This is a genomic window from Kitasatospora sp. NPDC024654 (assembly GCF_055559155.1).
Window position 1 is genome coordinate 1 of the sequence record NZ_JBVHLF010000050.1, and the last position, 23,131, is coordinate 23,131.

Here is a 23,131-nt window from a genome sequence, read left to right on the forward strand (position 1 = left end):
TCCCGCTGCCGCATCTGGCGACCTGGCCATTGTTAGCGGGCCTCGGGGTGGGCTCCAAGGGGCGCTGAAACGATGGCCGGTCGTAGGTCGCGGGGCGCGGGGGTGGCGAGTGGGCACGCCGGTACCCGGGACAAAACGGGCGAAACCTCCATTTCGGGAAACTCGCCCGAATGCCGATACATGGCCACTGGCCTGCGCAAACACCCAAGGTGGCGGCGCCGGGCGCGAGAGGCGCCGCCCGCGCGGTGCGAGGAGCTGACGGGGTGCCGGGAGAAGTCCACTATCGCCGGTAGTGGACTTGGAACGGCTGTGGGCACCGTCACTGGACATCCCACCCCCGATGTCCGTTTTCTGTTCATTTACGGGTGTTTGCGTGCGGTATTGAGGTCACCGTTCCCGGCGAACCGCGAGCAGGGCCGCGTCGTCCGTCAGCCCGCAGCCGACGTACGCCCGGACGTCCACCAGCAGCTCGTCCAGCAGGGCCTCCGGCTCGGCGTGTGGCAGGACGGCCAGGCGCTGGGCGAGCGGGTAGAACCGGTCGGCCGCGTTCCGGGCCTCGGCCACGCCGTCCGTGTAGAGCAGCAGCAGGTCACCGCGCTCGAAGGCCAGCGACCGGGCGCGGTAGCCCCCGCCGACCAGGCCCAGCAGCGCCAGCGGCGGCGCGTCGACGGGCGGCCGCACCTCGCTGACCTCCCCCGCATGGCAGAGCAGCGGTGGCGGATGCCCGCAGTTGACCACCACCGCCGGACCCGGGGTGTCCGGGATCCCGACCAGCACCGCCGTCACGAACTCCTCGCTCGCCGGACGGCGGGCCAGCGCGGAGTCCAGCCGCCGGGCGACTTCCGTCAGATCCGGTTCGGCCCGCGCGGCCTCCCGGAACACCCCGAGCACGTCGGCGGCGGTCTCCACCGCACCCAGCCCCTTGCCGCACACGTCACCCACGAACAGCCGCACCCCGAACGGGGTCCGCATCACCTCGTAGAGATCCCCGCCGATCCGCGCCTCGGCCTCGGCCGCCACGTAGCGCACCGCGACCACCAGCGGCCCCATGCGTCGCGGCACCAGGCGCAGCAGCGCCCGCTGCGCCGCCTCGGCGACCGTGCGGACCCTGACCAGCTCCCGCTCCTGGGCCGCCACCGCCTCGACGTTGGCACAGGTGAAGAAGGTGACCACGACCACCGTGACCGCCGCGGTCGCCATGACGACCGCGGGCACGCCGACGTCGTACAGCGCCAGCCCGGCGACGACGGCGGTGGCCAGCGCCCCGGCCAGCAACGGGCGGGTGGGCCGGCGGGTCCCCGTGCCCGCCAGCACCGGAAGAGCGGCGAGGACCGGGGCGAACGTGATGCCGGGCCCGGTGCCGAAATCCGCCGCCACGGCCAGCGCGACCAGCACGAAGCCGCCCACCGTGAACCTGCGCGACCACCGGGGCAGAAGCGGGTGTGGACGCCACACTTCCCGACTGAAGACGCCAGCCACCGCGCCGCCCTTCCCACTCGCCCCCACCGAGCTGTTCCCCTTCACAGTCAATCCTCGGCCACCCGCCCGCGACAGCGCTCCCCGGCCGCACCCTTTCTTCGACCCGCTTGACTGATTAGACCTGTCTGTCTAGACTTTCGAGGTAGACAGACAGGTCTAATCAAAGGCTTGGGGAAGTTCATGACTGAGCACGGCGGCGCCATCCAGGGCGCGGCGGGGGCCGGCATCATCCCGATACCCGACGCGGCCCCGACCCACCGCCCGGCGGAACCCGCCGCGACACGACCGCGGCGCGGTCGGCGGCTGACCGGGCGCCCGGCGGTGTACCTGCTGGCGTCACTGATCGTGGGACTGCTGGCGGCGTCCAGCGCTCCGACGCCGCTGTACGCGACCTACCAGGCGCACTGGGGCTTCACCCCGATCACCACCACGGTGGTGTTCGGCGTCTACGCGGTCGCGGTGCTCGCGGCACTGCTGACCCTGGGCAAGCTCTCGGACCACGTCGGGCGCCGGCCGGTGCTGCTGGTCGCCCTCGCGGTGCAGGCCGTCTCGATGGTGGTCTTCGCCACCGCCGGCGGCGTCGGCGCCCTGCTGGCCGCCCGGGTGATGCAGGGCCTGGCCACCGGCGCGGCGCTCGGCGCGATCGGCGCGGCGATGCTGGACGAGGACCGCGAGCTCGGCACCTTCGCGAACGCGCTCGCCCCCGGGATGGGCACCGCGAGCGGCGCCCTGCTCTCGGCACTGACGGTGCGCTACCTGCCCGCCCCCACCCACCTGATCTACCTCGCCCTGCTGGGCGTCTTCGCGGTGCAGGCGGTCGGCGTCGCCCTGCTGCGCGAGACGGTGACCCGGACCCCCGGAGCGCTGTCGACCCTGCTGCCGGAGATCCGGCTGCCGCGTGCGCTGCGCGGCCCGGTGCTGGCCGCCACGCCGGTGCTGTTCGCCGTCTGGGCGCTGGCCGGGCTCTACGGCGCCCTCGGCCCGGCCCTGGTGCACGTCCTGACCGGGTCCGGCAACGTGGTGACGGGCGGGCTGAGCCTGTTCACCCTCGCCGCGGCCGCGGTGGTGTCGGTCGCCGTCCTGCGCGCCGCGCCGGCCCGGTCGGTGATGCTGACCGGCATCCTCGCGCTGATCGTCGGCGTGACCGTCACACTGATCGCCCTGGCCACCAAGTCCCCGGCCGCCTTCTTCGCCGGCACCGCGATCAGCGGGGTCGGCTTCGGCAGCGGCTTCCAGGGCGGCATCCGGACCGTGGTGCCGCGGGCGGCCGCGCACGAGCGCTCCGGCCTGCTGTCGCTGCTCTACGTGGTCTCCTACCTGGGCATGGGCCTGCCCGCGGTGGCCGCCGGGTACCTGGTGGTGCACGGCGGCGGGCTGATCACCACCACCCGCCAGTACGGCCTCGCACTGATCCTGCTCGCCGGGCTGGCTCTGGTCGGCCTGCTGCGCACCCGGACCGGTAGCATCCCCACCCTTCGACCCGAAGGCATAGAATAGACAGGTCTGTCTAAGGAAGGTGGTCCTCGTGATGGTCACGAAGAGCCTGGCCAAGCCCTCGGCGCGGGAGCGCCTGCTGGCCGCCGCCGACGAGCTGTTCTACGACGAGGGCGTGCGCAGCGTGGGCATCGACCGGGTGATCGAGCACGCCGGAGTGGCCAAGGCCTCGCTCTACAACGCCTTCGGCAGCAAGGACGGACTGATCCGCGCCTACCTGGAGGCCCGCCACGCGGCCGCCGTCGAGCGCATCACCCGGGCGCTGGAGCGCTGCGGGACGCCGCGCGAACGCCTGCTGGGGGTGTTCGACGCCCAGGCCGAGCTGTTCGCCCAGCCCGGCTACCACGGCTGCCCGTTCGCCAGCGCCACCGCGGAGGCCCGGCCCGGCGACGTGACCGAGCAGACCGCCGCCGCCCACCGCGGCTGGCTGCGCGGCCTCTTCACCGACCTGGCCGAGCAGGCCGGGGCGGCCGATCCGCGGGCCCTGGGCTGGCAGCTGCACCTGCTCTACGACGGTGCCGGACTGTCCGCCCGGATGGACGGCGATCCGTCCGCCTCCGCCACGGCCCGCGCGGCCGCCGCCGTCCTGGTCGACGCCGCCCTCGCCCGCCCCCTGCCCCGGGGCTCGGACGGCGGTGGCGTCTCCCGGGAGACCGCCGCCCCCGAGTAGTCCCCCCGGCCGGACCGGCCAGCAGTACGATCACCCGCATGTCCGACCAGCCCTTCCGCGCCGCCGCCCACCTCGCCGCCGACCTGGTGGCCGACTACCTGGCCGCGGTGCCCGAGCGTCCGGTCTGGCAGCCGATGGACCCGGCGGCCCGGCGCGCGCTGCTGGACGCCCCGCTGCCCCGCGACGGGCGCGGGCTGGCGGAGCTGGTCGAGGCGATCGGCGCCGAGGTGCTGACCGCGCCGATGGGCAACGGGCACCCGCGGTTCTTCGGCTGGGTCAACTCGGCCCCCGCGCCGGCCGGGGTACTGGCCACCCTGGCGGCCGCCGCGATGAACCCCAGCTCGGCCGGCGGCGACCACGCGGACGTCCACCTGGAGCGGGCGGTGGTGCGCTGGATCGCCGAGCTGGCCGGGTTCCCCCACGTCCCCGGCGGCGGCCTGCTCACCTCCGGCACCTCGATGGCGACCATCGTCTGTCTGGCCGCCGCCCGCGGCCGGGCCGCCGAGCGGGCCGGGGTGGACCCGCGGGCCGACGGCCTGTCCGGGCTGCCCCCGCTGGTCGCGTACGCCACCGGGGAGACCCACTCCTGCGTGCGGAAGGCCGTCGAGCTGCTCGGCCTGGGCAGCCGCCGGCTGCGCACGGTGGCCACCGACGCCGCTGGCCTCCTCGACGTGGCCGCGCTGCGCGCCGCGGTGGCGGCGGACCGGGCGGCCGGACTGCTGCCCTTCCTGGTGGTCGCCTCCGCCGGCACGGTGAACACCGGCGCACTCGACCCGTTCGAGGAGATCGCCGACCTCTGCGTCGAGCAGGACCTCTGGCTGCACGTGGACGGCGCGTACGGCGCCTTCGGTCGGCTCGACCCGGCCATCGCGCACCGCTACGCCGGCCTGGAGCGGGCCGACTCGCTGGCACTGGACCCGCACAAGTGGCTCGGCGTGCCGGTGGACTGCGGCTGCGCGCTGGTCCGGGACGCCGGGCGGCTGCGGGCGACCTTCAGCCTGGTGCCGTCCTACCTGCGCGACGAGGAGGACGAGGCCGGGGACGGCCTCGGCTGGTTCTCCGAGTACGGCGTCGAGCAGACCCGCCCGTTCCGCGCGCTGAAGGTCTGGGCGACCATCGCCCACCGCGGTCGGGACGGGCTGGCCGCCGACGTCGCGCACTGCACCCGGCTGGCCCGCCGGCTGGGCGGGCTGGTCGCGGCCGATCCCGAGCTGGAGCTGCTGGCCCCGGTGGAGACTTCGATCGTGGCCTTCCGGGCCCGCCCGGCGCGGCTGCCCGAGGACCGGCTGGACGCACTCAACGCGGCGCTGCCGCTCGCCGTCCAGCGCCGCGGCCGGGCCTTTGTGACGGGGACATTGCTGGACGGCCGGGAGGCGGTCCGGGCCTGCCTGCTCAACGCCGCCACGAGCGAGGCCGACCTGGACCTGCTGCTGGCCGAAGTACGCGCCGCCGCAGCCGATCTGACAGGCGGTCACCCGACCCCCTGAACAGAACCCGCTGTTCACCCGGCGCGCAGACTTTTACCGCCCGGTCACGGCGGATTCGTGATCGTGAAACACCCGGGCGGCATCGTGGTGGCATGACCGAACTCGTCTCGTCGTCCACCCAGCCCTCCCGTGCCGAGCGTCGCCACCGCAGAGCGGAGCACTGGCGGCGGGCGACCGTCGAGCTCGCCGCGGTCTTCCTCGCCGTCTGCACCGCCGACCTGGTGGCCAACGTGGTGGTGCACGGCCACGACGGCCCGCTGGTGCTGGTCGCCTCGGCCGCCGCCCTGCTGGCCACCGCGCTCGGCCACGCCTGGTGGGCCCAGCGCCACCCGCACGGCCCACCGGACCCGCCGGCCGTCCCCGCCGCGGTGGACGACCCGGACGGGCTGCCCCGGCAGACCCGGCTGTGGCGGTTGCGGGCCACCGTCTCGGACGCCCCGGGCAGCCTGGCCACGGTCTGCGCCGCGCTGGCCGAGCTGCGGGTCAGCATCATCTCCCTGCAGACCCACCCGCTGCCCGACGCCACCGTCGACGAGTTCCTGCTTCGCGCCCCCGGCTCACTGCCCCGCTCACTGCTGGCCGCCGCGGTGGCCGGGGCCGGCGGGCGGGAGATCTGGACCGACCAGGCCGACGCGCACGACCTGGTGGACGTGCCCACCCACGTGCTCGGCCTGGCCACCCGGACCGCCCTGGATGCCGCCGAACTCCCGGTCGCGCTACGCCAGTTGTTCGGCCAGTGCACGATCCGGCAGTCGCCGGGCCGGGGCGGCGAGCGGACGGCGCCGACGCTGGCCGGGCACGTGATGCGGCTGCCCACCCCGGGTGGCGAGCTGATCGAGCTCTCCCGCCCGCAACTGCCTTTCACCCCGACCGAGTTCGCCCGGGCCAAGGCCCTGGTCGGGCTGGACGCGGTGCTCGGCCCGCGGGTGCCCAAGGTCGAGGACCGGCTGCGGCTGCCGGCCGGCACCGACCTGACCGTCCGCCGGGCGGACCCCACCGACCGGGCCGCCGCGCTGGCCATGCACCATCGCTGCTCGCCGGCCACGCTGCGCCGCCGCTACCACGGGCCGGTGGCCGATGCCGACCGCTACCTCGCCCACCTGCTCGACCCCCGGCACGGCCAGACCCTGGCCGTGGAGACCACCGACGGACGGCTGGTCGCGCTCGCGCACCTGATGTGGGACGACGACAGCGCCGAGCTGGCGGTGCTGGTCGAGGACGAGTGGCAGCGCCGGGGCCTCGGGCTCGACCTGCTGCGCCGGACGGCCGCACTGGCCGCCGAGGCCGGTGTGGCCACCGTCTACGCGGTCACCCAGGCCGGCAACACCGCGCTGATCGGCGCGATGCGGCGGCTGGAGATCCCGTTGGACTACCAGGTGGAACACGGCACCCTGGTGATCACCGGGCACCTGGCCGGCGCGGCCACCCAGCTGCCCAACCCGTGGCCGTCGGTGCCGGGACGCTCCTGAGCCATCCGGCCCGAGCCGTCCGTGGCAGGGCCGCGCGGGGCCGTCCGGGGCCGCCGGGGGGCGGTCCGGTACCGTTCCCCGGGCGGCTCCGGGCCTGGTCAAAGCTCCGTCAGAGCACGGACCGCGCAGGCCGCGGAGGGGGCCGTGGCTCGGCCCGGTGCGACGGAGCCGTTAGGCTGACCCCGTCCCTGCCGCCCGACGGCCCGCAGACCTGGCCGGAGGGGGGTCGTCAGCAATGAGGAGGAACTCCTGAGCATGCCAGGCACCGGATCGGAGGCCGCAGCCACCGGCTCGCGCGACTCCTCACTGCCCGCCCGCAGCAAGCTCGCCGTCACCGCGGGCAAGATGGCCGCCGCCGCCTCGCGGACGGTCGGCCGCGGCAGCGGCTCGGTGATCGGCGGCAAGGTCGCCCTCAAGCTCGACCCCGACCTGCTGGCCCGGCTCGCCGACCACCTGGACGTGGTCCTGGTCAGCGCGACCAACGGCAAGACCACCACCACCCGGCTGATCGCCGAGGCGCTGCGCGCCGCCGGCCCGGTGGTCTCCAACGCGCTCGGCGCCAACATGCCGGCCGGCATCACCGCCGCGCTCGCCGGTGGCGGCGAGGCCCGCTACGGCGTGATCGAGGTCGACGAGAAGTACCTGGCCGGCGTGGCCCGCGACACCAGCCCGAAGGCCATAGCGCTGCTGAACCTCTCGCGCGACCAGCTGGACCGGGCCGCCGAGACCCGGATGCTCGCCGAGCGCTGGCGCGAGGGGCTGCAGAACACCGAGGCCGTGATCATCGCCAACGCGGACGACCCGCTGGTGACCTGGGCCGCCTCCTCCTGCCGCCGGGTGGTCTGGGTGGCCGCCGGGCAGGCCTGGAAGGAGGACGCCTGGTCGTGCCCGTCCTGCGGTGGCGTGATGCAGCGCCCCGGCGACGACTGGTACTGCCAGGAGTGCGGCTTCCGCCGCCCGCAGCCCCACTGGGCGCTCCAGGGCACCCACGTGATCGACCCCAACGGCTCCGCCTGGCCGATCCAGCTGCAGTTGCCCGGCCGCGCGAACCTCGCCAACGCCACCAGCTCGGCGGCGGTGGCCGCGGTCTTCGGCGTGCCGCCGCAGGTCGCGCTGGAGCGCATGCAGTCGGTGGCCGCGGTCGCCGGCCGCTACGACGTGGTCAGCTACCAGGGCCGCGACGTCCGGCTGCTGCTGGCCAAGAACCCGGCCGGCTGGTTGGAGACCTTCTCGCTGATCGACGGCCCGCCGGCACCGGTGATCCTCTCGGTCAACGCGCTCGACGCCGACGGCACCGACACCTCCTGGCTCTGGGACGTCGACTACGAGCGTCTCGCCGGGCACCCGGTCTTCGTGATGGGCCAGCGCAAGCTGGACCTCGCGGTCCGCCTGGAGGTCGCGGGCCTCCAGTTCCACGTGGTCGACTCGCTGGAGGAGGCGGTCCGGATGGCACCGCCCGGCCGGATCGAGGCGATCGCCAACTACACGGCGTTCCAGCAGCTGCGAAAGGTGGTGGCGGGCTGATGACCATGCCTCCTCCCCCCGGATACAACCCGCAGCAGCAGCAGCACTACGGAAGGCCTCCGAGGATGAACGACAGCAGCCTGCGGCTGGTCTGGGTCTACCCGGACCTGCTCAGCACCTACGGCGACCGGGGCAACGCCCTGGTGGTCGAGCGGCGGGCTCGTCAGCGCGGGCTGAACGTCCAGCGGATCGACGTCCGCTCCGACCAGCCGGTGCCGAGCAGTGGCGACATCTACCTGATCGGCGGTGGCGAGGACCGCCCGCAGCGGCTGGCCGCCGAGCGGCTGCGGCAGGACTCCGGCCTGCACCGCGCGGTGGACAACGGCGCGATCGTCTTCTCGGTCTGTGCCGGCTACCAGATCCTCGGCCACGAGTTCATCAACGACCTGGGCCAGCGCGAGCCGGGCCTGGGCCTGCTGGACGTCTGGTCCACCCGCGGCGAGGGTGCCCGCAGTGTCGGCGACGTGCTCGCCGAGCCGGACCCCCGGCTCGGCCTGCCGACCCTGACCGGCTTCGAGAACCACCAGGGCGTCACCCACCTCGGCCAGGGCGTCATGCCGCTGGCCCAGGTCACCGCGGGCGGTGGCAACGGCGACGGCAACGGGACCGAGGGCGCCTGGCGGGACACCGTCTTCGGCACCTACCTGCACGGCCCGGTGATGGCCCGCAACCCCGCCTTCGCCGACCTGCTGATCAAGCTGGCGCTGGACGTCAACGCGCTGCCGCCGGCGGACACCACCTGGTACGACGCGCTGCGCGCGGAGCGGATCGCCGCCGCTCGCCAGCCCGCCTGACCCGCCACCCCGTCCCCGCCGCCGGATCTGTCCAGCATCTGGCGGCGGGGGCCGCTCCGGGGCGAAAGTTGGACAATAAGAACCGTCGGATGCACACCCTCCTCGGCAACCGGCTGCATACCCGCGCGGGCGCGCCGACGACGCCGCCCCCGCGCCTGCTCCCGCCCGGCCGGAGGCGGGGGCCGCTATGATCGGGTTCGGACGCCGATGTCCGAGCCCACCCCTTGCCGTCACTCCGCGGTCAGCCGCCCGCCCTCGCGCGGACGCCGTACCGGGGTGCCGGGCAGGTGGTTCGCAGGTGGTAGTCCGGCCGTCCGGTTCTTCCCCCAGCCTGGCGGCTGGGAGGTGCCCCCAGGGGAGTTGCAAAAGACGATGCGTATTGGTGTGCTGACCAGCGGCGGCGACTGCCCCGGCCTGAACGCCGTGATCCGCTCCGTGGTCCACCGGGGTGTGGTCGACCACGGCGACGAGATCATCGGCTTCCAGGACGGCTGGCGCGGCCTCCTCGAAGGCGCCCACCGCCCGCTGACCCTCGACTCGGTCGGCGGCATCCTGGCCCAGGGCGGCACCATCCTGGGCTCGTCCCGGGTCCAGCCCAGCCACCTGCGGGACGGCGTGGAGCGGGCCAAGAAGTACTGCGCCGACCTCGGAATCGACGCGGTGATACCGATCGGCGGCGAGGGCACCCTGAAGGCCGCCAAGCTGATGAGCGACGGCGGCCTGCCGGTGGTCGGCGTGCCGAAGACCATCGACAACGACATCGCGTGCACCGACGTCACCTTCGGCTTCGACACCGCGGTCTCGGTGGCCACCGACGCGCTGGACCGGCTGAAGACCACCGCCGAGTCGCACCAGCGGGTCATGGTGGTCGAGGTGATGGGCCGGCACACCGGCTGGATCGCGCTCAACGCGGGCATGGCCGCCGGCGCCCACGCGATCGTGGTGCCCGAGCGCCCGTTCCACATCGACAGGCTCACCGAGGTGGTCCGGGAGCGCTTCGAGCGGCAGAAGAAGTTCGCCATCGTGGTCTGCGCCGAAGGCGCCAAGCCCGAGCCGGGCACCATGCCCTGGGAAGAGGGCACCAGGGACATCTACGGGCACGAGCGGTTCACCGGGATCGCCACCCAGCTCTCCCGCGAGCTGGAGCACCGGCTGGGCAAGGAGGCCCGCCCGGTGATCCTCGGCCACACCCAGCGCGGCGGCACCCCGACCGCCTACGACCGGGTGCTCGCCACCCGGTTCGGCTGGCACGCCGTCGAGGCCGTGCACAAGGGCGCCTTCGGGCACATCACCGCGCTGCACGGCACCCAGATCAACCTGGTGCCGCTGGGCGAGGCGGTGGCCGACCTGAAGACCGTGCCCGCCGAGCGGTACGTCGAGGCCGAGACGGTCATCTGACACCGCACCGCTTCCGCACCGCCCCGCCGCTCCGGCGGGGCGGTCGCGTTTCCCCGTCGCGTTTCCCCGTCGCGTTTCCCCGGGGAAACGGGTCCGGGAAACCGGGGGGTGGGCGCAGCCGGGCGCCGGCCCGCCCGTAGTGTGGACCCGAAGAAATTCGGACGAACCGGACCAGGGTGCGGTCCGTCCGCCGGCAACAAGGAGAGCGGGGCGGCCAATGGACGGCATGGCGGGGATGCACCACCACGGGGGGGAGGGCCTCGCGCGGTTCACCCTCTCCTCGGTGCTCACCTGGTCACCCGACTGGCCGTTCCTGCTGGGCTGCCTGCTGGCGCTCGGCCTGTACGGCGCGGGCGTGGTCCGGCTGGTGCGCCGCGGCGACCGCTGGCCGGTGGGCCGTTCGGTGGCCTGGGTGGCCGGCGTGGCCAGCATCGTCTTCATCACCTGCTCCGGCCTGAACGAGTACGGCATGGCGCTGTTCAGCGCCCACATGATCCAGCACATGGCGCTCAGCATGCTGGCGCCGATCCTGCTGCTGCTCGGCGCGCCGATCACACTGGCGCTGCGCTCGCTGCGCCCGGCCGGCAAGGGCCGCCCGCGCGGGCCGCGCGAGCTGCTGGTGGCGCTGCTGCACAGCCGCTACGTCAAGGTGATCTCGCATCCGGCGTTCACCATCCCGCTCTTCATCGCCAGCCTCTACGGCCTCTACTTCACCCCGCTCTTCGACTTCCTGATGCGGTCGCAGCTCGGCCACGTCGCGATGATGGTGCACTTCCTGGCGGTCGGCCTGCTCTTCTTCTGGCCGATCATGGGCGTCGACCCCGGCCCGCACCGACCCGGCCACGTGATGCGGATCATCGAGCTCTTCATGGGGATGCCGTTCCACGCCTTCTTCGGGGTGGCCGTGATGATGGCGACCAGCCCGCTGGTCACCACCTTCACCGCGGCCGGCGCACCGCCCGGCACCGATCTGATGGCCGACCAGAAGATGGCCGGCGGGATCACCTGGGCTTTCGGCGAGATCCCGACCGCGGTGGTGCTGATCGCCCTGGTGTTCCAGTGGGCCAAGTCCGAGGAGCGCTCGGCCAAACGGACCGACCGGGCGGCCGATCGGGACGGCGACGCCGAGCTGAACGCCTACAACGCCTACCTGGCCTCGTTGGAGAAGCGCGGCAACCGCCCGGCCCAGGCCGGCTGAGCCGAAGCTCCTCCCCACCGGATCCCGTCCACCACCCGCGGTGGACGGGATCCGGTGCTTCGGGGCCGGAGACCGGGGTGTGCGGCGGCGCCCGGTGGACAAGGTGTGCCGCCATGAAGAAATCCCTCCTCACCATCACCGGCCTGTTCCCACTCGTCTGCGGCGCGCTGGCGGCCCCGGCCACGGCGGCCGCGCCGGCCGGCGGTCCGGGGGCCGGCGCCGTGACCGCGGTCGACGGCCCGGACCTGGCGGTCCCGCTCGGCGGCAGCTACCCGCTCCAGTCCGACGGCACGGGCGACATGGCCGTCAGCTGGTCCTCGGTGGGCGGGACCAGCCCGGCGATGGCGACCGACCAGTACACCCACACCGGCTGAGCCGAGCCGTCAGACAGGCCCCAGCATGGCGCGCAGGGCCAGGGCGTCCGGAGCCAGCGCCACCAGTTGCCGGGCCGCGTGGCCGGGGAGGTCGAGCAGCGCGCACTCCCCCGCAGCGGGACCGGCCCGCTGCTCGGCGGGCGCCAGCGGGAGGCCGACCGAGAGCAGCTGGCCCAGCGCGTGCCGTCCGCCGAGCACCGCGGGACCGTCCCAGCCCGGCGCGCCCGGTCCCAGGTCGGTCTGCTGGTCGAGGACGGTCAGGGCGTCCTGGCAGACCGTCAGCCGCGAGGTGAGCCGCCCGGGCGCGCCGTGCACCGCCCAGTCGTGCTGCCGCCCGAGCACCTGCTCCTCCCGGAAGCGCAGCCGGGCGCCGGCGGCCAGGGTGATCTGGGTGCGCAGCAGCAGCCTGCTGCCGGCCGCCGCGACCACCGGCTCCGGCAGCCAGTCCAGCTCGGCCCCCTCCCCCACCCGCAGGTCGACGTCGTAGTGGGCGGGCTCGGGCCCGGCCCCGGGCAGGCTGACGGTGGCCGCCACGCTGGTCACCCGCAGTCGCGCACCCGGCTCGACCCGCACCGCGACCGCCAGCCGGTCGCCGCCGAGCGGCGCGGCCATCGCGCCGACCAGCGCCACCTCCGCCCGTGGCCCACCGCGCAGCCGGCGGACCGCCAGCGCGCCGCGCCCGGCCAGCACCGGCAGCACGGTGGCGCCGTGCCCGTCCCGGCGGGCCACGATCCGGGCCTGCGCGGTGAGCCCCGGGTCCGGAGGCGGGGTCACCTCGACGTCACGCCTCAGCGCGCCCGCCACGCGACCAGCCGCTCCCGCACCCAGGCCGCGACCGGCGCCACCCCGTCCGGCCGCACCAGCGAACAGAACACCGTGGGCCGCTGACCGCGCTGTGCCTCGGCGTCCCGGGCCATCACCGCGAGGTCGGCGCCGACCAGCGGGGCCAGGTCGGTCTTGTTCACCACCAGCAGGTCGGAGCCGCTCACCCCGGGCCCGCCCTTGCGCGGGATCTTGTCCCCGCCCGCCACGTCGATGACGAAGATCTGCGCGTCCACCAGGCCGCGGCTGAAGGTCGCGGTGAGGTTGTCGCCGCCCGACTCCACCAGCACCAGGTCGAGCGGGCCGACCGCGGCCTCCAGCAGCTCGACCGCCTCCAGGTTGGCCGAGATGTCGTCCCGGATCGCGGTGTGCGGACAGCAGCCGGTCTCCACCGCGGTGATCCGCTCGGCCGGCAGCACCGCGTTGCGCAGCAGGAACTCGGCGTCCTCGGTGGTGTAGATGTCGTTGGTCACCACGGCCAGCGACAGCTCCGCGCGCAGCTCCCGGCAGAGCGCCGCGACGGTCGCGGTCTTGCCCGAGCCGACCGGGCCGCCCAGCCCGATCCGCAGCGCCCGCCGCCTGCCGTCCTCGGCGGACACCCCGGGGGCGGGCAGGGTCAGCGGGGCGGCCAGTGCCACCGGCGCGCCGAACGCGTCCGTGGGTTGGTCACGATGCAAAGAGTCTCACCTTCCAGGTGCGGTGCTGCTCGGCGTAGAGGTCGAGCAGCGGGGCGGAGGCGGCCGGCAGCCGGGCCGGATCGCCGTGTTCGGCGGCTTCCAGTGCGGCGGCGGCCACCGTGTCCACCGCCGGGGCGAGCCGCGCCAGCAGGGCCGCGACCTGGTACGGGTCGAGGCCGAGCAGCCGGACGCAGGCGGTGGCCGGTCCGTTGACGCTCTCCTGGGCGGCCGCGGTGGCCGCCTCGGCCGGTCCCAGACCGGCCGCGCGAGCGGCCAGACCGAGCACCACGCTCTGGTGGGCACCGCCCGGGTGGTCGGCGGCGAGCCGGGCCAGCGCCGGGTCCGGCCAGCAGGCCCGGGCCGCGCGCAACAGCTGCCGTCCGAGCCGGCGGGAGGTGAGGCGCAGCGCGGGCGAGGGGGTCCGGGCGTCGGCGGCGCGGTCCAGCTCGGCCGGGTCCAGGCCGCTCGCGGCCGCGGCCGCGAGCCCGGCGGCGGTCAGGCCGGTGGTGTGCAGCCGTCCGGCGAGGAAGGCCGCCAGGCTGGGCAGGTCGTGCACCAGCCCGGCGCGGACGGCCGCCTCGGCACCGCCCGAGTGCGCGTGCCCGCCGGCCGGGAACCGGCCGTCCGCGAGCAGCAGCAGCGCGGCGGACCCGGTCAAAAGAGGAAGTACCGCTGGGCGAGCGGCAGTTCGGTGGCGGGTGCGGGGGTGACCGGTTCGCCGTCGATGGTCACCGTGAAGCGGTCCGGGTCGACCCGGACCTCCGGCCGCGCGGTGTTGTTCACCATGTCGTCCTTGCTGACCGCCCGGGTGTTCCGGATGGCCCTGAACTCCTTGGCCAGGCCCAGTCGTTCCGGGAGCCGGTCGGAAATCGCCAGCGAGGAGGTGAAGTTGAGCGAGTTCCGGCCGGGCGCCCGCCCCTTCGCCCCGAACATCGGTCTGGGGATGACCGGTTGCGAGGTGGGGATGGAGGCGTTGGCGTCGCCGAGCTGCGCCCAGGCGATCTGGCCACCCTTGAGCACCAGGTCGGGCTTGACCCCGAAGAACACCGGGTTCCAGAGCACCAGGTCGGCCAGCCGGCCCGGCTCGACCGAGCCGATCTCGTGGTCGATCCCGTGCGCGACGGCCGGGTTGACGGTGTACTTGGCGACGTAGCGACGGACCCGCTGGTTGTCGGCCCGCCCGTCACCGGCCAGCGCGCCGCGCCGGGCCTTCATGCAGTGCGCGGTCTGCCAGGTGCGGCTGACCACCTCGCCGATCCGGCCCATCGCCTGCGAGTCGGAGCTGATGATCGAGATGGCACCGAGGTCGTGCAGGATGTCCTCGGCGGCGATCGTGCTGGGCCGGATCCGGGACTCGGCGAAGGCCAGGTCCTCGGGGACGGACGGGCTGAGGTGGTGGCAGACCATCAGCATGTCGAGGTGCTCGTCCACCGTGTTGACCGTGTGCGGCCGGGTCGGATTGGTCGAGCTGGGCAGGATGTTGAGCTCGGAGACCACGCTGATGATGTCCGGCGCGTGGCCGCCGCCGGCACCCTCGGTGTGGTAGGCGTGCACTCCGCGGCCGGCGATGGCGGCCAACGTGTCGGCGACGAAGCCGGCCTCGTTGAGGGTGTCGGTGTGCAGCGCGAGTTGGGCGCCGCTCTCCTCGCAGACCCGTAGGCAGGCGTCGATCACCGCAGGGGTGGCACCCCAGTCCTCGTGGATCTTGAAGCCGATCGCGCCCCCTCTCAACTGGGCGTACAGAGCAGCCCGGTTGACGGTGTTGCCCTTTCCGGTCAGGCCGAGGTTCACCGGCACGTCGTCCAGCGCGGCGAACATCCGGGCCAGGTGCCAGCCACCCGGGGTGACCGTGGTGGCCTTGGTCCCCTCGGCCGGACCGGTGCCGCCGCCGATCAGCGTGGTGATCCCGGCGGAGAGCGCCTCATCGGCCAACTGCGGTGCGGTGAAGTGGACATGGGCGTCGACCGCGCCGGCGGTGAGGATCCGGCCGTTGCCCGAGATCACCTCGGTCTCCGGACCGATCACCAGGTCCGGGTGGACGCCGTCCATGGTCTCCGGATTGCCGGCCTTGCCGAGCGCGGCGATCCGACCGTCCCTGATCCCGACGTCCGCCTTGACGATCCCCCAGTGGTCGAGCACCACCGCCCCGGTGATCACGGTGTCCGGCGCCCCCTCGGCACGGGCGGCCCGGCCCTGGCCCATCGACTCCCGGATCACCTTGCCGCCGCCGAAGACCACCTCGTCGCCGCCGGCGCAGCGGTCCTCCTCGATCTCGATCAGCAGGTTGGTGTCGGCCAGCCGGATCCGGTCACCGACGGTGGGCCCGTAGAGCTCCCCGTAGCGCTCCCGGCTCACCACCAAAGGATTCTGACGATCAGTCATCCAGTGCACCGCCGACCGCTCCGCGCAGCCCGAGCACCTCACGCCGGCCGCCGATCGGGACCAACGTGACCTCCGTCGGAATGCCCGGTTCGAAGCGGACCGCCGTGCCCGCCGGGATGTTGAGCCGTCGGCCGTAGGCGGCCGCACGGTCGAACTCCAGCCCCGGGTTGGCCTCGTAGAAGTGGTAGTGGGAGCCGACCTGCACCGGCCGGTCGGCGGCGTTGCGGACCAGCAGGGTGGTCACCGGCCGGCCGGCGTTGAGGGTCAACTCGCCTTCTCCGTAGAGGATCTGACCCGGGACGATCGAACCGCCCGTCACAGGATCGGCCCGTGCACGGTGACCAGCTTGGTACCGTCCGGGAAGGTCGCCTCCACCTGGACGTCCGGGATCATCTCGGGGATGCCGTCCATCACGTCCTCGCGGGTCAGCACCCGCCGTCCGGATTCCATGAGTTCGGCCACCGAGCGCCCGTCCCGGGCACCTTCCAGCAGGTACGAGGTGATCACGGCGACCGCCTCGGGGTGGTTGAGCCGCAGGCCGCGGGCCCGCCGGGCCCGGGCGACGTCGGCGGCGACGTGGATGAGCAGACGCTCCTGCTCGTGGGGGGTGAGCCTCATCTGCGCGCACCTCGGGGAGAGTTCAGAGGGCGCGGACACAGCGCTGTGCCGCGGGGAGTTCGGATCTGCCGGACACGGTAGCGGACGGACGGCCGTTCAGGGGGCGAACGGGCCGAACGCCGTCACCCCGAGTCGCTCGGCCGGCCCCGCCAGGCCCGGCTCGGTGACGGTCTCGGCCACCGCGTACTCCGCGCTCTCCCGCAGGTCGAGCGTGGCGAACATGCCGGAGGCATAGCCGAGGTCGTGGCCGGTCTTGCCCCACAGCACGGTGCCGTCCCGCAACGGCACGCGCATCAGGCCCTCGCTGTAGCAGGCCAGCCCCTTGTCCGGGCCGAACGGGCAGGCGGTCGGGTCGACCGAGGGGACCAACCGCCCCGCCGGGTCACGCGGCAGCGCGAGCAGGTCGGCCATCCCCGCGGGCGGCAGCAGCTCGCCGCCGAGCAGCGCGCGGAGGAACCGGTCCAGGTCGCCGGTGGTGGAGACCATCGAGTCCGGGTTGCCGCCCGCCTCACTGACGTCGACCGGCTGCCCCGCGCCGTTCGTCCAGTAGCCCGGCAGGTGGGACGGGGGCAGCTCCGGGTCACCGGACGGCACCAGGGTGTGCCGCAGGCCCAGCGGGGCGAGGATCCGCGCGGTCACCTCCTGCCGGTAGGAGTGGCCGGTGACGTGCTCGATCACCGCACCCGCCACCCGGTAGCCGAAGCTGTTGTACTGCTGGGCCGTCCCGGGTGCGAAGACCGGCCCCGGCCACGCGCAGTCGGTGGGACGCAGGGTCTGCTGGATGATCTCGTCGAAGCTCTGGTAGCCGAAACGCCCGGCGATCTGCTCGTCGGGGGTGGCCGGAGGGGCGCAGGCGGTGCCCGTCGGCAGGCCACTGGTGTGGTCGAGCAACTGGCGGATCGTGATCGGCCGGAAGCTGTCGGGGATCGCCCCGGGCAGGTAGTGCTGGACGGTGCCGTCCAGGTCGATCCGGTGTTCGGCGGCCAGCTGGAGCAGGACCACGGCGGTGAAGGTCTTGGAGATGCTGCCGATCCGGAACGCCGCGTCGGGCGACACCGGCTGCCCGGTGACCAGATCGCCGGTGCTGCCACGCCAGGTCCGGCCGTCCTCGGCCACCCGGCCCAGTGCGCCGGCCACCGGCTCGCCGGGGCGGGCGGCCAGCGCGGCCCGCAGGGCCGGTGCGTCCGGGCCGGGCGCCGGCGCGGAGGCGGCGCTGCTGTGCACCGCGGTACCGGGGCCGTCGGCGGCCCAGGCGGTGTCGGGCAGGACGGCGGCCGGCAGCAGCACCAGGGCCGCGGCGGCGAGCAGAGACGGCTTGGTCATCGGGTCCCCCAGGAGTCGGACGGGCGTGCTGGTCCGATGCTTCACGAACGACCTTCGCCGGCGCGCTCCGGAATCCCCCTGAGCCACCCCTGGATCGTCCCTGACCCCCCGTCGGGGCTCCGGCCCGGCCCGCGGGCGATGCCCACCGCCCGGCCGCCCGCCGGCTCCGGGTCCCGGCTGGTCGGACCGGCGAAACCGGTGGCAGGCTGGAGGAGGTATCAGGCGGGCGGTGAGGACGATGACCGTGTTCCGCGATCGGACGGATGCCGGGCGCCGGCTCGGCGTGCGGGTGGCCGACTGGGCGGTCGACGACCCGATCGTGGTCGGCCTGCCCCGCGGCGGCGTCCCGGTGGCCGCCGAGGTGGCCAAGGCGCTCGGCGCGTCGCTGGACATCCTGGTGGTGTGCAAGATCGGCGCGCCCGGCCAGCCCGAGCTGGCCATGGGCGCGGTCGGCGAGGGCGGGATCCGGCTCTACAACCACGACATCATCGCGGCCCTCGGCGTGTCGTCCGCCGAGCTCGAGCGGCTCGCCGACGCCACCGCCACCGAGGTGGCCGAGCGCACGGTCCGGCTGCGCGGGTCGCTGCCTCCGCTCGATCCGGCCGGGCGCGCGGTGGTGCTGGTGGACGACGGCATCGCGACCGGCGCGACCGTCCGGGCCGCGATGGCCGTGCTGCGGCGACGGCAGGTGGGCGAGCTGCTGCTGGCGGTGCCGGTCACCGCGCCCGAGGCGCTGCGGGTGCTGGGACCGCTCGCCGACGACCTGGTCTGCCTGGCCGCCCCGCCCGGCTTCTACGCGGTCGGGCAGTTCTACGAGGACTTCGACCAGACCAGCGACGAGGAGGTACGGAGCCTGCTCAGCACGGCCCGCGCCGCCGCCGGGTAGCGGGCCCGACGAGTGGGACAGCAGAGGCTGGTCGGGCGACGTAGCGGTTGTGATACCACCCGGCCGGTGCTTCAGTCGTAAGGAGAGCCGCAAAGGTGCGGCTCGGCCCCGGCGTGTCTGTGCCCGGGCGCAGGCTCCGCTGGTACGTCCGTACCGCAAGGAGGCTTTTCGTTCATGTCCGAAACAGCGGTCCCGTACACGACCAACAACGCGGGCGTCCCGGTCGAGAGCGACGCCGACTCGCTCACCGCGGGCCCGGTCGGCCCGATCCTGCTGCACGACCACTACCTGATCGAGAAGATGGCCCAGTTCAACCGCGAACGGGTCCCCGAGCGAGTCGTGCACGCCAAGGGCGGCGGCGCGTACGGGTTCTTCCAGGTGACCAACGACGTCAGTCAGTTCACCAAGGCGGACCTCTTCCAGCCCGGCAAGAAGACCGAGCTGCTGATCCGCTTCTCCACGGTGGCCGGCGAGCTCGGAACGCCGGACACCTGGCGCGACCCGCGCGGTTTCGCCATCAAGTTCTACACCGAGCAGGGCAACTACGACCTGGTCGGCAACAACACCCCGATCTTCTTCGTCCGTGACCCGATCAAGTTCCAGGACTTCATCCGGTCGCAGAAGCGCCGCCCGGACACCCACCTGCGCGACAACAACATGCAGTGGGACTTCTGGACCCTCAGCCCCGAGTCCGCGCACATGGTGACCTGGCTGATGGGCGACCGCGGCATCCCGAAGACCTGGCGCAACATGAACGGCTACGGTTCGCACACCTTCCTGTGGGCGAACGCGGGCGGCGAGAAGTTCTGGATCAAGTACCACTTCAAGACCGACCAGGGGATCGACTTCCTCACCCAGGCGGAGGCTGACCGGATCGCCGGCGCGGACCCGGACGCGCACCTGCGCGACCTGTACCGGTCGATCGAGCGCGGCGACCACCCGTCCTGGACGCTGTACGTCCAGGTGATGCCGTTCGACGAGGCCTGGGACTACCGGTTCAACCCGTTCGACCTGACCAAGGTGTGGCCGCACGGCGACTACCCGCTGATCGAGGTCGGCCGGATGACGCTCAACCGCAACCCCGAGAACTATCACGTCCACATCGAGCAGGCCGCGTTCGAGCCCGCGAACATGGTGCCGGGCATCGGTGTGTCGCCCGACAAGATGCTGCTCGGGCGGATCTTCTCCTACCCCGACACCCACCGTTACCGGATCGGCCCGAACTACGCCCAGCTGCCGCCCAACCGGCCGCACGTGCCGGTGCACTCGTACGCCAAGGACGGCCCGATGCGCTTCGACGCGGCCCGGACCGGCGCGGTGTACGCGCCGAACTCCTACGGCGGTCCGGCGGCGGACACCGAGCGCTTCGGTGACCCGCTGGGCTGGGACGTCGCGGGCTCGATGGTCCGCGAGGCCTACCCGCTGCACCGGGAGGACGACGACTGGGGGCAGGCCGGCACGATGGTCCGGCAGGTGCTGGACGACGACGCCCGCGACCGGCTGGTCTCCAACGTGGCCGGCCACCTGTCGAACGGCGTCTCGCAGCCGGTGCTGGAGCGCGCGTACCAGTACTGGCGGAACATCGACAAGAAGGTCGGCGACCGGATCGCGGCGGCGGTCAAGCCGCAGTAGCCGCGGCGACCGAGGGAGGTCACGAGGGGCTGCCCGCGAGGAGCGGGTGGCCCCTCGCGACGCGCGCCGGGCCGCTCAGGGCAGCCGCAGGCCGAGCTGGGCGCCGAGTTCGCGGAATCCGAGCGCGCGGGCCAGCTGACGTGCCTCCGCCGTCCGGGCCCGCCACTGCGGCAGCAGTCCGGCAGCCAGCGCGTGCGCCACCGCGGCCGAGGCCGCCTGCCGGGCCAGCCCGCGCGAGCGGTGCGCCGGGCCGGTCAGCACCGAGAGGTGCGCGGCCCCGCCGGGCCAGGTCCGGTATCCGGCCGCCGCCAGCACCCGCGATCCGGCGCCGGCCACGGCGAACACGGGCGAGGTGACCCCGGCCAGACCGCTCTCGTCCACGTCGGTCGGATCGCAGCCGTCCAGCAGCAGCCGCACGGCCGGATCGTCCGGCGCGAGTTCCACGACGGCGCCCGCCGGGCCGGCCCGGAACTCGTCCGCCACCAGGTAGCCCAGCGTCGCGGGGCCCAGCACCTCGACCGGGTGCAGTGCCACCTCGAAGACCGCCGGATCGGCGAGCGCCGCCGCCGGCAGCTCCACCACGGCCTGCCGCAGCTGCACCGCCACCGCCTCGTTCGGGGCCGTCAGCAGCGCCACTCCCCCGAGCACCACCACTCCCGCCCAGCCGCGCGGGCAGAGCCCCGACTCGGGTGCCACCACGATCGTGCTCCGGCCGAGCGCCTCGGGGAAGACCGCCGGGACGCCCGCCAGCTCGGCCCACAGCCGCTTGGCCCGGGCCAGGACCTGCTCCACCGTGCCGGGTTGATCGCTCATACCGGCATCCTGACACGGCCCGGCGCGCGCGTCCGCCGGACTCCGGCCGGACCGACCGGCCGCTCACCGCACCGACCGGTGTCTTGCGGCGGAACGCCGAACAGCTGAACCAGCCGATACCGAAGAGATCCGCTTCCCCCGAAAGGCCGAGCGGCGCGGGCGGATTCCGGTAGCGTGATCATGAGCAGGCGTGGTCGGACGGTCTTCGAGGAGGCAGCGGTGCACCCCGACGCTCCGGGCCCGAGCGCCGCCGACGCCTCCGTCGACGCGGCGACGGCCGCCGTACTGGGCGGTAGCGGCGCCCTGTTGCGGGCCGCCGTCGATCAGCTCCCGCTCGGGGTCGCGGTGCTCGACCAGCGGCTGTACTGGCGGGGGCTGAACCCGGCGTTCACCGTGGCCACCGGCCTGCCGCCGGCCGAGCTGCTGGGCCGGTCGGCTGCCGCGACGCCGCTCGCCGGGGTCGTCGACACCCTCTACCAGGTCCTCGCGGACGGGTTGTCGCGCCCGGTCACCGTCGGCCCGGCCCGCCCTCGCGACCCCGCGGGCCGGACCGCCCGGACCGGCCGGACCGGCTGGACCGCGCAGTGCCGGCGGCTGGAGCCGGCCGGGCAGGTGGCTGGCCTGCTGCTGACCGTGCTCACCCCGCCCGCGACGGCGGAGACGGCGACGGCTTCGACGGCCGCGCTGCCGAGCGTGGCCGAGGCGTCCGCCGCCCAGCAGCTGCACGAGCTGGGCCAGGCCCGGGCCCGGCTGGCGCTGCTCGACGCGGCGGCCGACCGGATCGGCACCACCCTGGACATCGACGCCACCTGCGCCGAGCTGGCCGACTTCACCGTCGCGCGGATGGCCGACCTCGCCACCGTGGAGATCGTGCCCCACGACACCGCGGAGCACGGCGGCACGGCCTCCGCCGGCGGCACCCGGCTGCACCGGACCGCCGTCTCCTGCAAGCGGCTGCTGCGCCCGTACGTGCGGGAACTGGCCCGGCCCGGCGAGTCGGTGCGCCGCCCGGACGGCTCCGCCGCCGCGCGCAGCCTGGAGAGCGGCCGGCCGGTGCTCGCGAGCCTGCGCCAGGAGGAGCCGCCGGGAAGCGCGCCGACCGACCCCGAGACGTTGGCGGCCTACCGGGCAGCCGGTCTCGGCTGGCTGCTGGCGGTCCCGCTCGCGGCGCGCGGGCACGTGATCGGCGTGCTGTCGCTGGCCCGGACCGTGGCCCACGACGACGGCGCGGGCTTCACCACGGACGAGATCGAGCTGGTCCAGGACCTGGCCGGCCGGGCCGCGATCAGCATCGACAACGCCCGTCGCTACACCCGCTCGCAGGGCATCGCGCTGGAGCTGCAGCGCGCGCTGCTGGCCGAGCCCGGCAACCCGCACCCCAACCTGGAGCTCGCCTCCCGCTACCTCCCCTCCGGCACCAGCTCGGTGGTGGGCGGTGACTGGTACGAGACCGTCCGGCTGCCGTTCGGGCGCACCCTGCTGGTGATGGGCGACGTGATGGGCCACGGTGTCGAGGCGGCCGTGGACATGAGCAACTACCGCTCGATGCTGCGCTACGTGGCCAGCACGGATCTGCCGCCGCACCGGATCCTGCGCCAACTGGACACCCTGATCTGCGAGAACGAGTCGGCCCGGCCGGCCACCTGCCTGCTCGCGCTGGCCGACCCGGCCCGCAACCGGTGGACCCTCTCCAGCGCCGGCCACCTGCCACCCGCACTGCTCACGCCGGGCCGGCCCAACGAGTTCGTCGACGTCCCGACCGGCCCGCCGCTGGGCACCGGGCTCGGCGGCTACGAGCAGGCCACCCGCGAACTCCTGCCGGACCAGGTGCTGTTGCTCTACACCGACGGCCTGGTCGAGCGCCGCGAGGAGGACATCGACGCCTCGCTCGCCCGGCTGGGAGCACTGACACTGCCGGCCGCCGGCGACCTCGACGACGTGCTCGACGCCGTCCTGCACGGCCTCACCCCGCACCCGGCCGAGGACGACATCGCGCTGCTCGCCGCCCGGGTCCGCCCCCGCCCCGGCCCGCGGTAGCCCCGGGGCCACAGCGCCCGGTGACGCGGTGAAGCAGCAGGTGAGGGGTTCCTT

The 23,131-nt window shown here is 74.1% G+C and carries 21 protein-coding genes; 12 read left to right on the forward strand and 9 right to left on the reverse strand.

Annotation, left to right across the window (positions count from 1 at the left end; all coding sequences use genetic code 11):
- Window positions 1-387 precede the first annotated feature (387 nt).
- Window positions 388-1,407 (reverse strand): PP2C family protein-serine/threonine phosphatase, encoded by a 1,020-nt coding sequence (locus ACZ38L_RS25730; RefSeq protein WP_465697547.1) that lies wholly within the window; start codon window positions 1,405-1,407, stop codon window positions 388-390.
- Window positions 1,408-1,659: 252 nt separating this feature from the next.
- Between ACZ38L_RS25730 and ACZ38L_RS25735 the strand changes: the two genes are divergently transcribed.
- The 9 genes from ACZ38L_RS25735 (at window position 1,660) to ACZ38L_RS25775 (ending at window position 11,887) form a co-directional block, all read left to right on the forward strand.
- Window positions 1,660-2,976, forward strand: coding sequence for an MFS transporter (locus ACZ38L_RS25735; protein ID WP_465697549.1), 1,317 nt, complete (start codon window positions 1,660-1,662; stop codon window positions 2,974-2,976).
- A 31-nt stretch (window positions 2,977-3,007) separates the two neighbouring features.
- Window positions 3,008-3,643, forward strand: a complete 636-nt coding sequence (locus tag ACZ38L_RS25740) for a TetR/AcrR family transcriptional regulator (protein ID WP_465697551.1) — start codon at window positions 3,008-3,010, stop codon at window positions 3,641-3,643.
- Between the two features lie 38 nt (window positions 3,644-3,681).
- Window positions 3,682-5,130, forward strand: coding sequence for a pyridoxal phosphate-dependent decarboxylase family protein (locus ACZ38L_RS25745; protein ID WP_465697553.1), 1,449 nt, complete (start codon window positions 3,682-3,684; stop codon window positions 5,128-5,130).
- Window positions 5,131-5,222: 92 nt separating this feature from the next.
- Window positions 5,223-6,599, forward strand: coding sequence for a GNAT family N-acetyltransferase (locus tag ACZ38L_RS25750; protein ID WP_465697555.1), 1,377 nt, complete (start codon window positions 5,223-5,225; stop codon window positions 6,597-6,599).
- Window positions 6,600-6,854: 255 nt separating this feature from the next.
- Window positions 6,855-8,123 carry a MurT ligase domain-containing protein gene (locus ACZ38L_RS25755; RefSeq protein ID WP_396558583.1) on the forward strand — a complete coding sequence of 423 codons (1,269 nt, stop codon included), beginning with the start codon at window positions 6,855-6,857 and terminating at the stop codon, window positions 8,121-8,123.
- A gap of 65 nt (window positions 8,124-8,188) precedes the next feature.
- Window positions 8,189-8,917 carry a type 1 glutamine amidotransferase gene (locus tag ACZ38L_RS25760; protein WP_465697558.1) on the forward strand — a complete coding sequence of 243 codons (729 nt, stop codon included), beginning with the start codon at window positions 8,189-8,191 and terminating at the stop codon, window positions 8,915-8,917.
- 372 nt (window positions 8,918-9,289) lie between these two features.
- Entirely contained in the window at window positions 9,290-10,315 is a 1,026-nt protein-coding gene (locus tag ACZ38L_RS25765) for a 6-phosphofructokinase (protein ID WP_465697560.1), read from the forward strand.
- A gap of 235 nt (window positions 10,316-10,550) precedes the next feature.
- Window positions 10,551-11,513, forward strand: a complete 963-nt coding sequence (locus ACZ38L_RS25770; RefSeq protein WP_465697640.1) for a cytochrome c oxidase assembly protein — start codon at window positions 10,551-10,553, stop codon at window positions 11,511-11,513.
- Window positions 11,514-11,626: 113 nt separating this feature from the next.
- Window positions 11,627-11,887, forward strand: a complete 261-nt coding sequence (locus ACZ38L_RS25775; RefSeq protein ID WP_465697562.1) for a hypothetical protein — start codon at window positions 11,627-11,629, stop codon at window positions 11,885-11,887.
- A 9-nt stretch (window positions 11,888-11,896) separates the two neighbouring features.
- Here the strand turns inward: ACZ38L_RS25775 and ACZ38L_RS25780 are convergent, their stop codons facing one another.
- The 7 genes from ACZ38L_RS25780 to ACZ38L_RS25810 form a co-directional block, all read right to left on the reverse strand.
- Window positions 11,897-12,661 (reverse strand): urease accessory protein UreD, encoded by a 765-nt coding sequence (locus ACZ38L_RS25780; RefSeq protein WP_465697564.1) that lies wholly within the window; start codon window positions 12,659-12,661, stop codon window positions 11,897-11,899.
- A gap of 14 nt (window positions 12,662-12,675) precedes the next feature.
- Complete coding sequence (ureG, locus tag ACZ38L_RS25785; protein WP_465697566.1) at window positions 12,676-13,386, reverse strand: urease accessory protein UreG; 711 nt, start codon at window positions 13,384-13,386, stop codon at window positions 12,676-12,678.
- The gene (locus tag ACZ38L_RS25790; protein WP_465697568.1) at window positions 13,376-14,044 is read right to left on the reverse strand and encodes an urease accessory protein UreF; all 669 of its coding nucleotides are present in this window, start codon (window positions 14,042-14,044) and stop codon (window positions 13,376-13,378) included. The genes ureG and ACZ38L_RS25790 overlap by 11 nt, the downstream gene beginning before the upstream one ends.
- The gene (locus ACZ38L_RS25795; protein WP_465697570.1) at window positions 14,041-15,768 is read right to left on the reverse strand and encodes an urease subunit alpha; all 1,728 of its coding nucleotides are present in this window, start codon (window positions 15,766-15,768) and stop codon (window positions 14,041-14,043) included. Before ACZ38L_RS25795 ends, ACZ38L_RS25790 begins: the two co-directional genes overlap by 4 nt.
- Window positions 15,761-16,072, reverse strand: coding sequence for an urease subunit beta (locus ACZ38L_RS25800; protein WP_465697642.1), 312 nt, complete (start codon window positions 16,070-16,072; stop codon window positions 15,761-15,763). The genes ACZ38L_RS25795 and ACZ38L_RS25800 overlap by 8 nt, the downstream gene beginning before the upstream one ends.
- 11 nt (window positions 16,073-16,083) lie before the next feature.
- Window positions 16,084-16,386, reverse strand: coding sequence for an urease subunit gamma (locus tag ACZ38L_RS25805; RefSeq protein ID WP_465697572.1), 303 nt, complete (start codon window positions 16,384-16,386; stop codon window positions 16,084-16,086).
- A gap of 96 nt (window positions 16,387-16,482) precedes the next feature.
- Complete coding sequence (locus ACZ38L_RS25810) at window positions 16,483-17,709, reverse strand: serine hydrolase domain-containing protein (protein ID WP_465697574.1); 1,227 nt, start codon at window positions 17,707-17,709, stop codon at window positions 16,483-16,485.
- 238 nt (window positions 17,710-17,947) lie between these two features.
- On the opposite strand from ACZ38L_RS25810, the gene ACZ38L_RS25815 reads away from it, so the two are divergent.
- Both ACZ38L_RS25815 and ACZ38L_RS25820 read left to right on the forward strand, forming a co-directional pair.
- On the forward strand, window positions 17,948-18,595 hold the full coding sequence (locus tag ACZ38L_RS25815; protein ID WP_465697576.1) for a phosphoribosyltransferase: 648 nt from the start codon (window positions 17,948-17,950) through the stop codon (window positions 18,593-18,595).
- 174 nt (window positions 18,596-18,769) lie between these two features.
- Entirely contained in the window at window positions 18,770-20,227 is a 1,458-nt protein-coding gene (locus ACZ38L_RS25820) for a catalase (RefSeq protein ID WP_465697578.1), read from the forward strand.
- Window positions 20,228-20,302: 75 nt separating this feature from the next.
- Here the strand turns inward: ACZ38L_RS25820 and ACZ38L_RS25825 are convergent, their stop codons facing one another.
- A complete protein-coding gene (locus ACZ38L_RS25825) occupies window positions 20,303-21,040 on the reverse strand; it encodes a GNAT family N-acetyltransferase (RefSeq protein ID WP_465697580.1) in 738 nt (245 codons plus the stop codon).
- 180 nt (window positions 21,041-21,220) lie between these two features.
- On the opposite strand from ACZ38L_RS25825, the gene ACZ38L_RS25830 reads away from it, so the two are divergent.
- On the forward strand, window positions 21,221-23,077 hold the full coding sequence (locus ACZ38L_RS25830) for a SpoIIE family protein phosphatase (RefSeq protein ID WP_465697582.1): 1,857 nt from the start codon (window positions 21,221-21,223) through the stop codon (window positions 23,075-23,077).
- Window positions 23,078-23,131 lie beyond the last annotated feature (54 nt).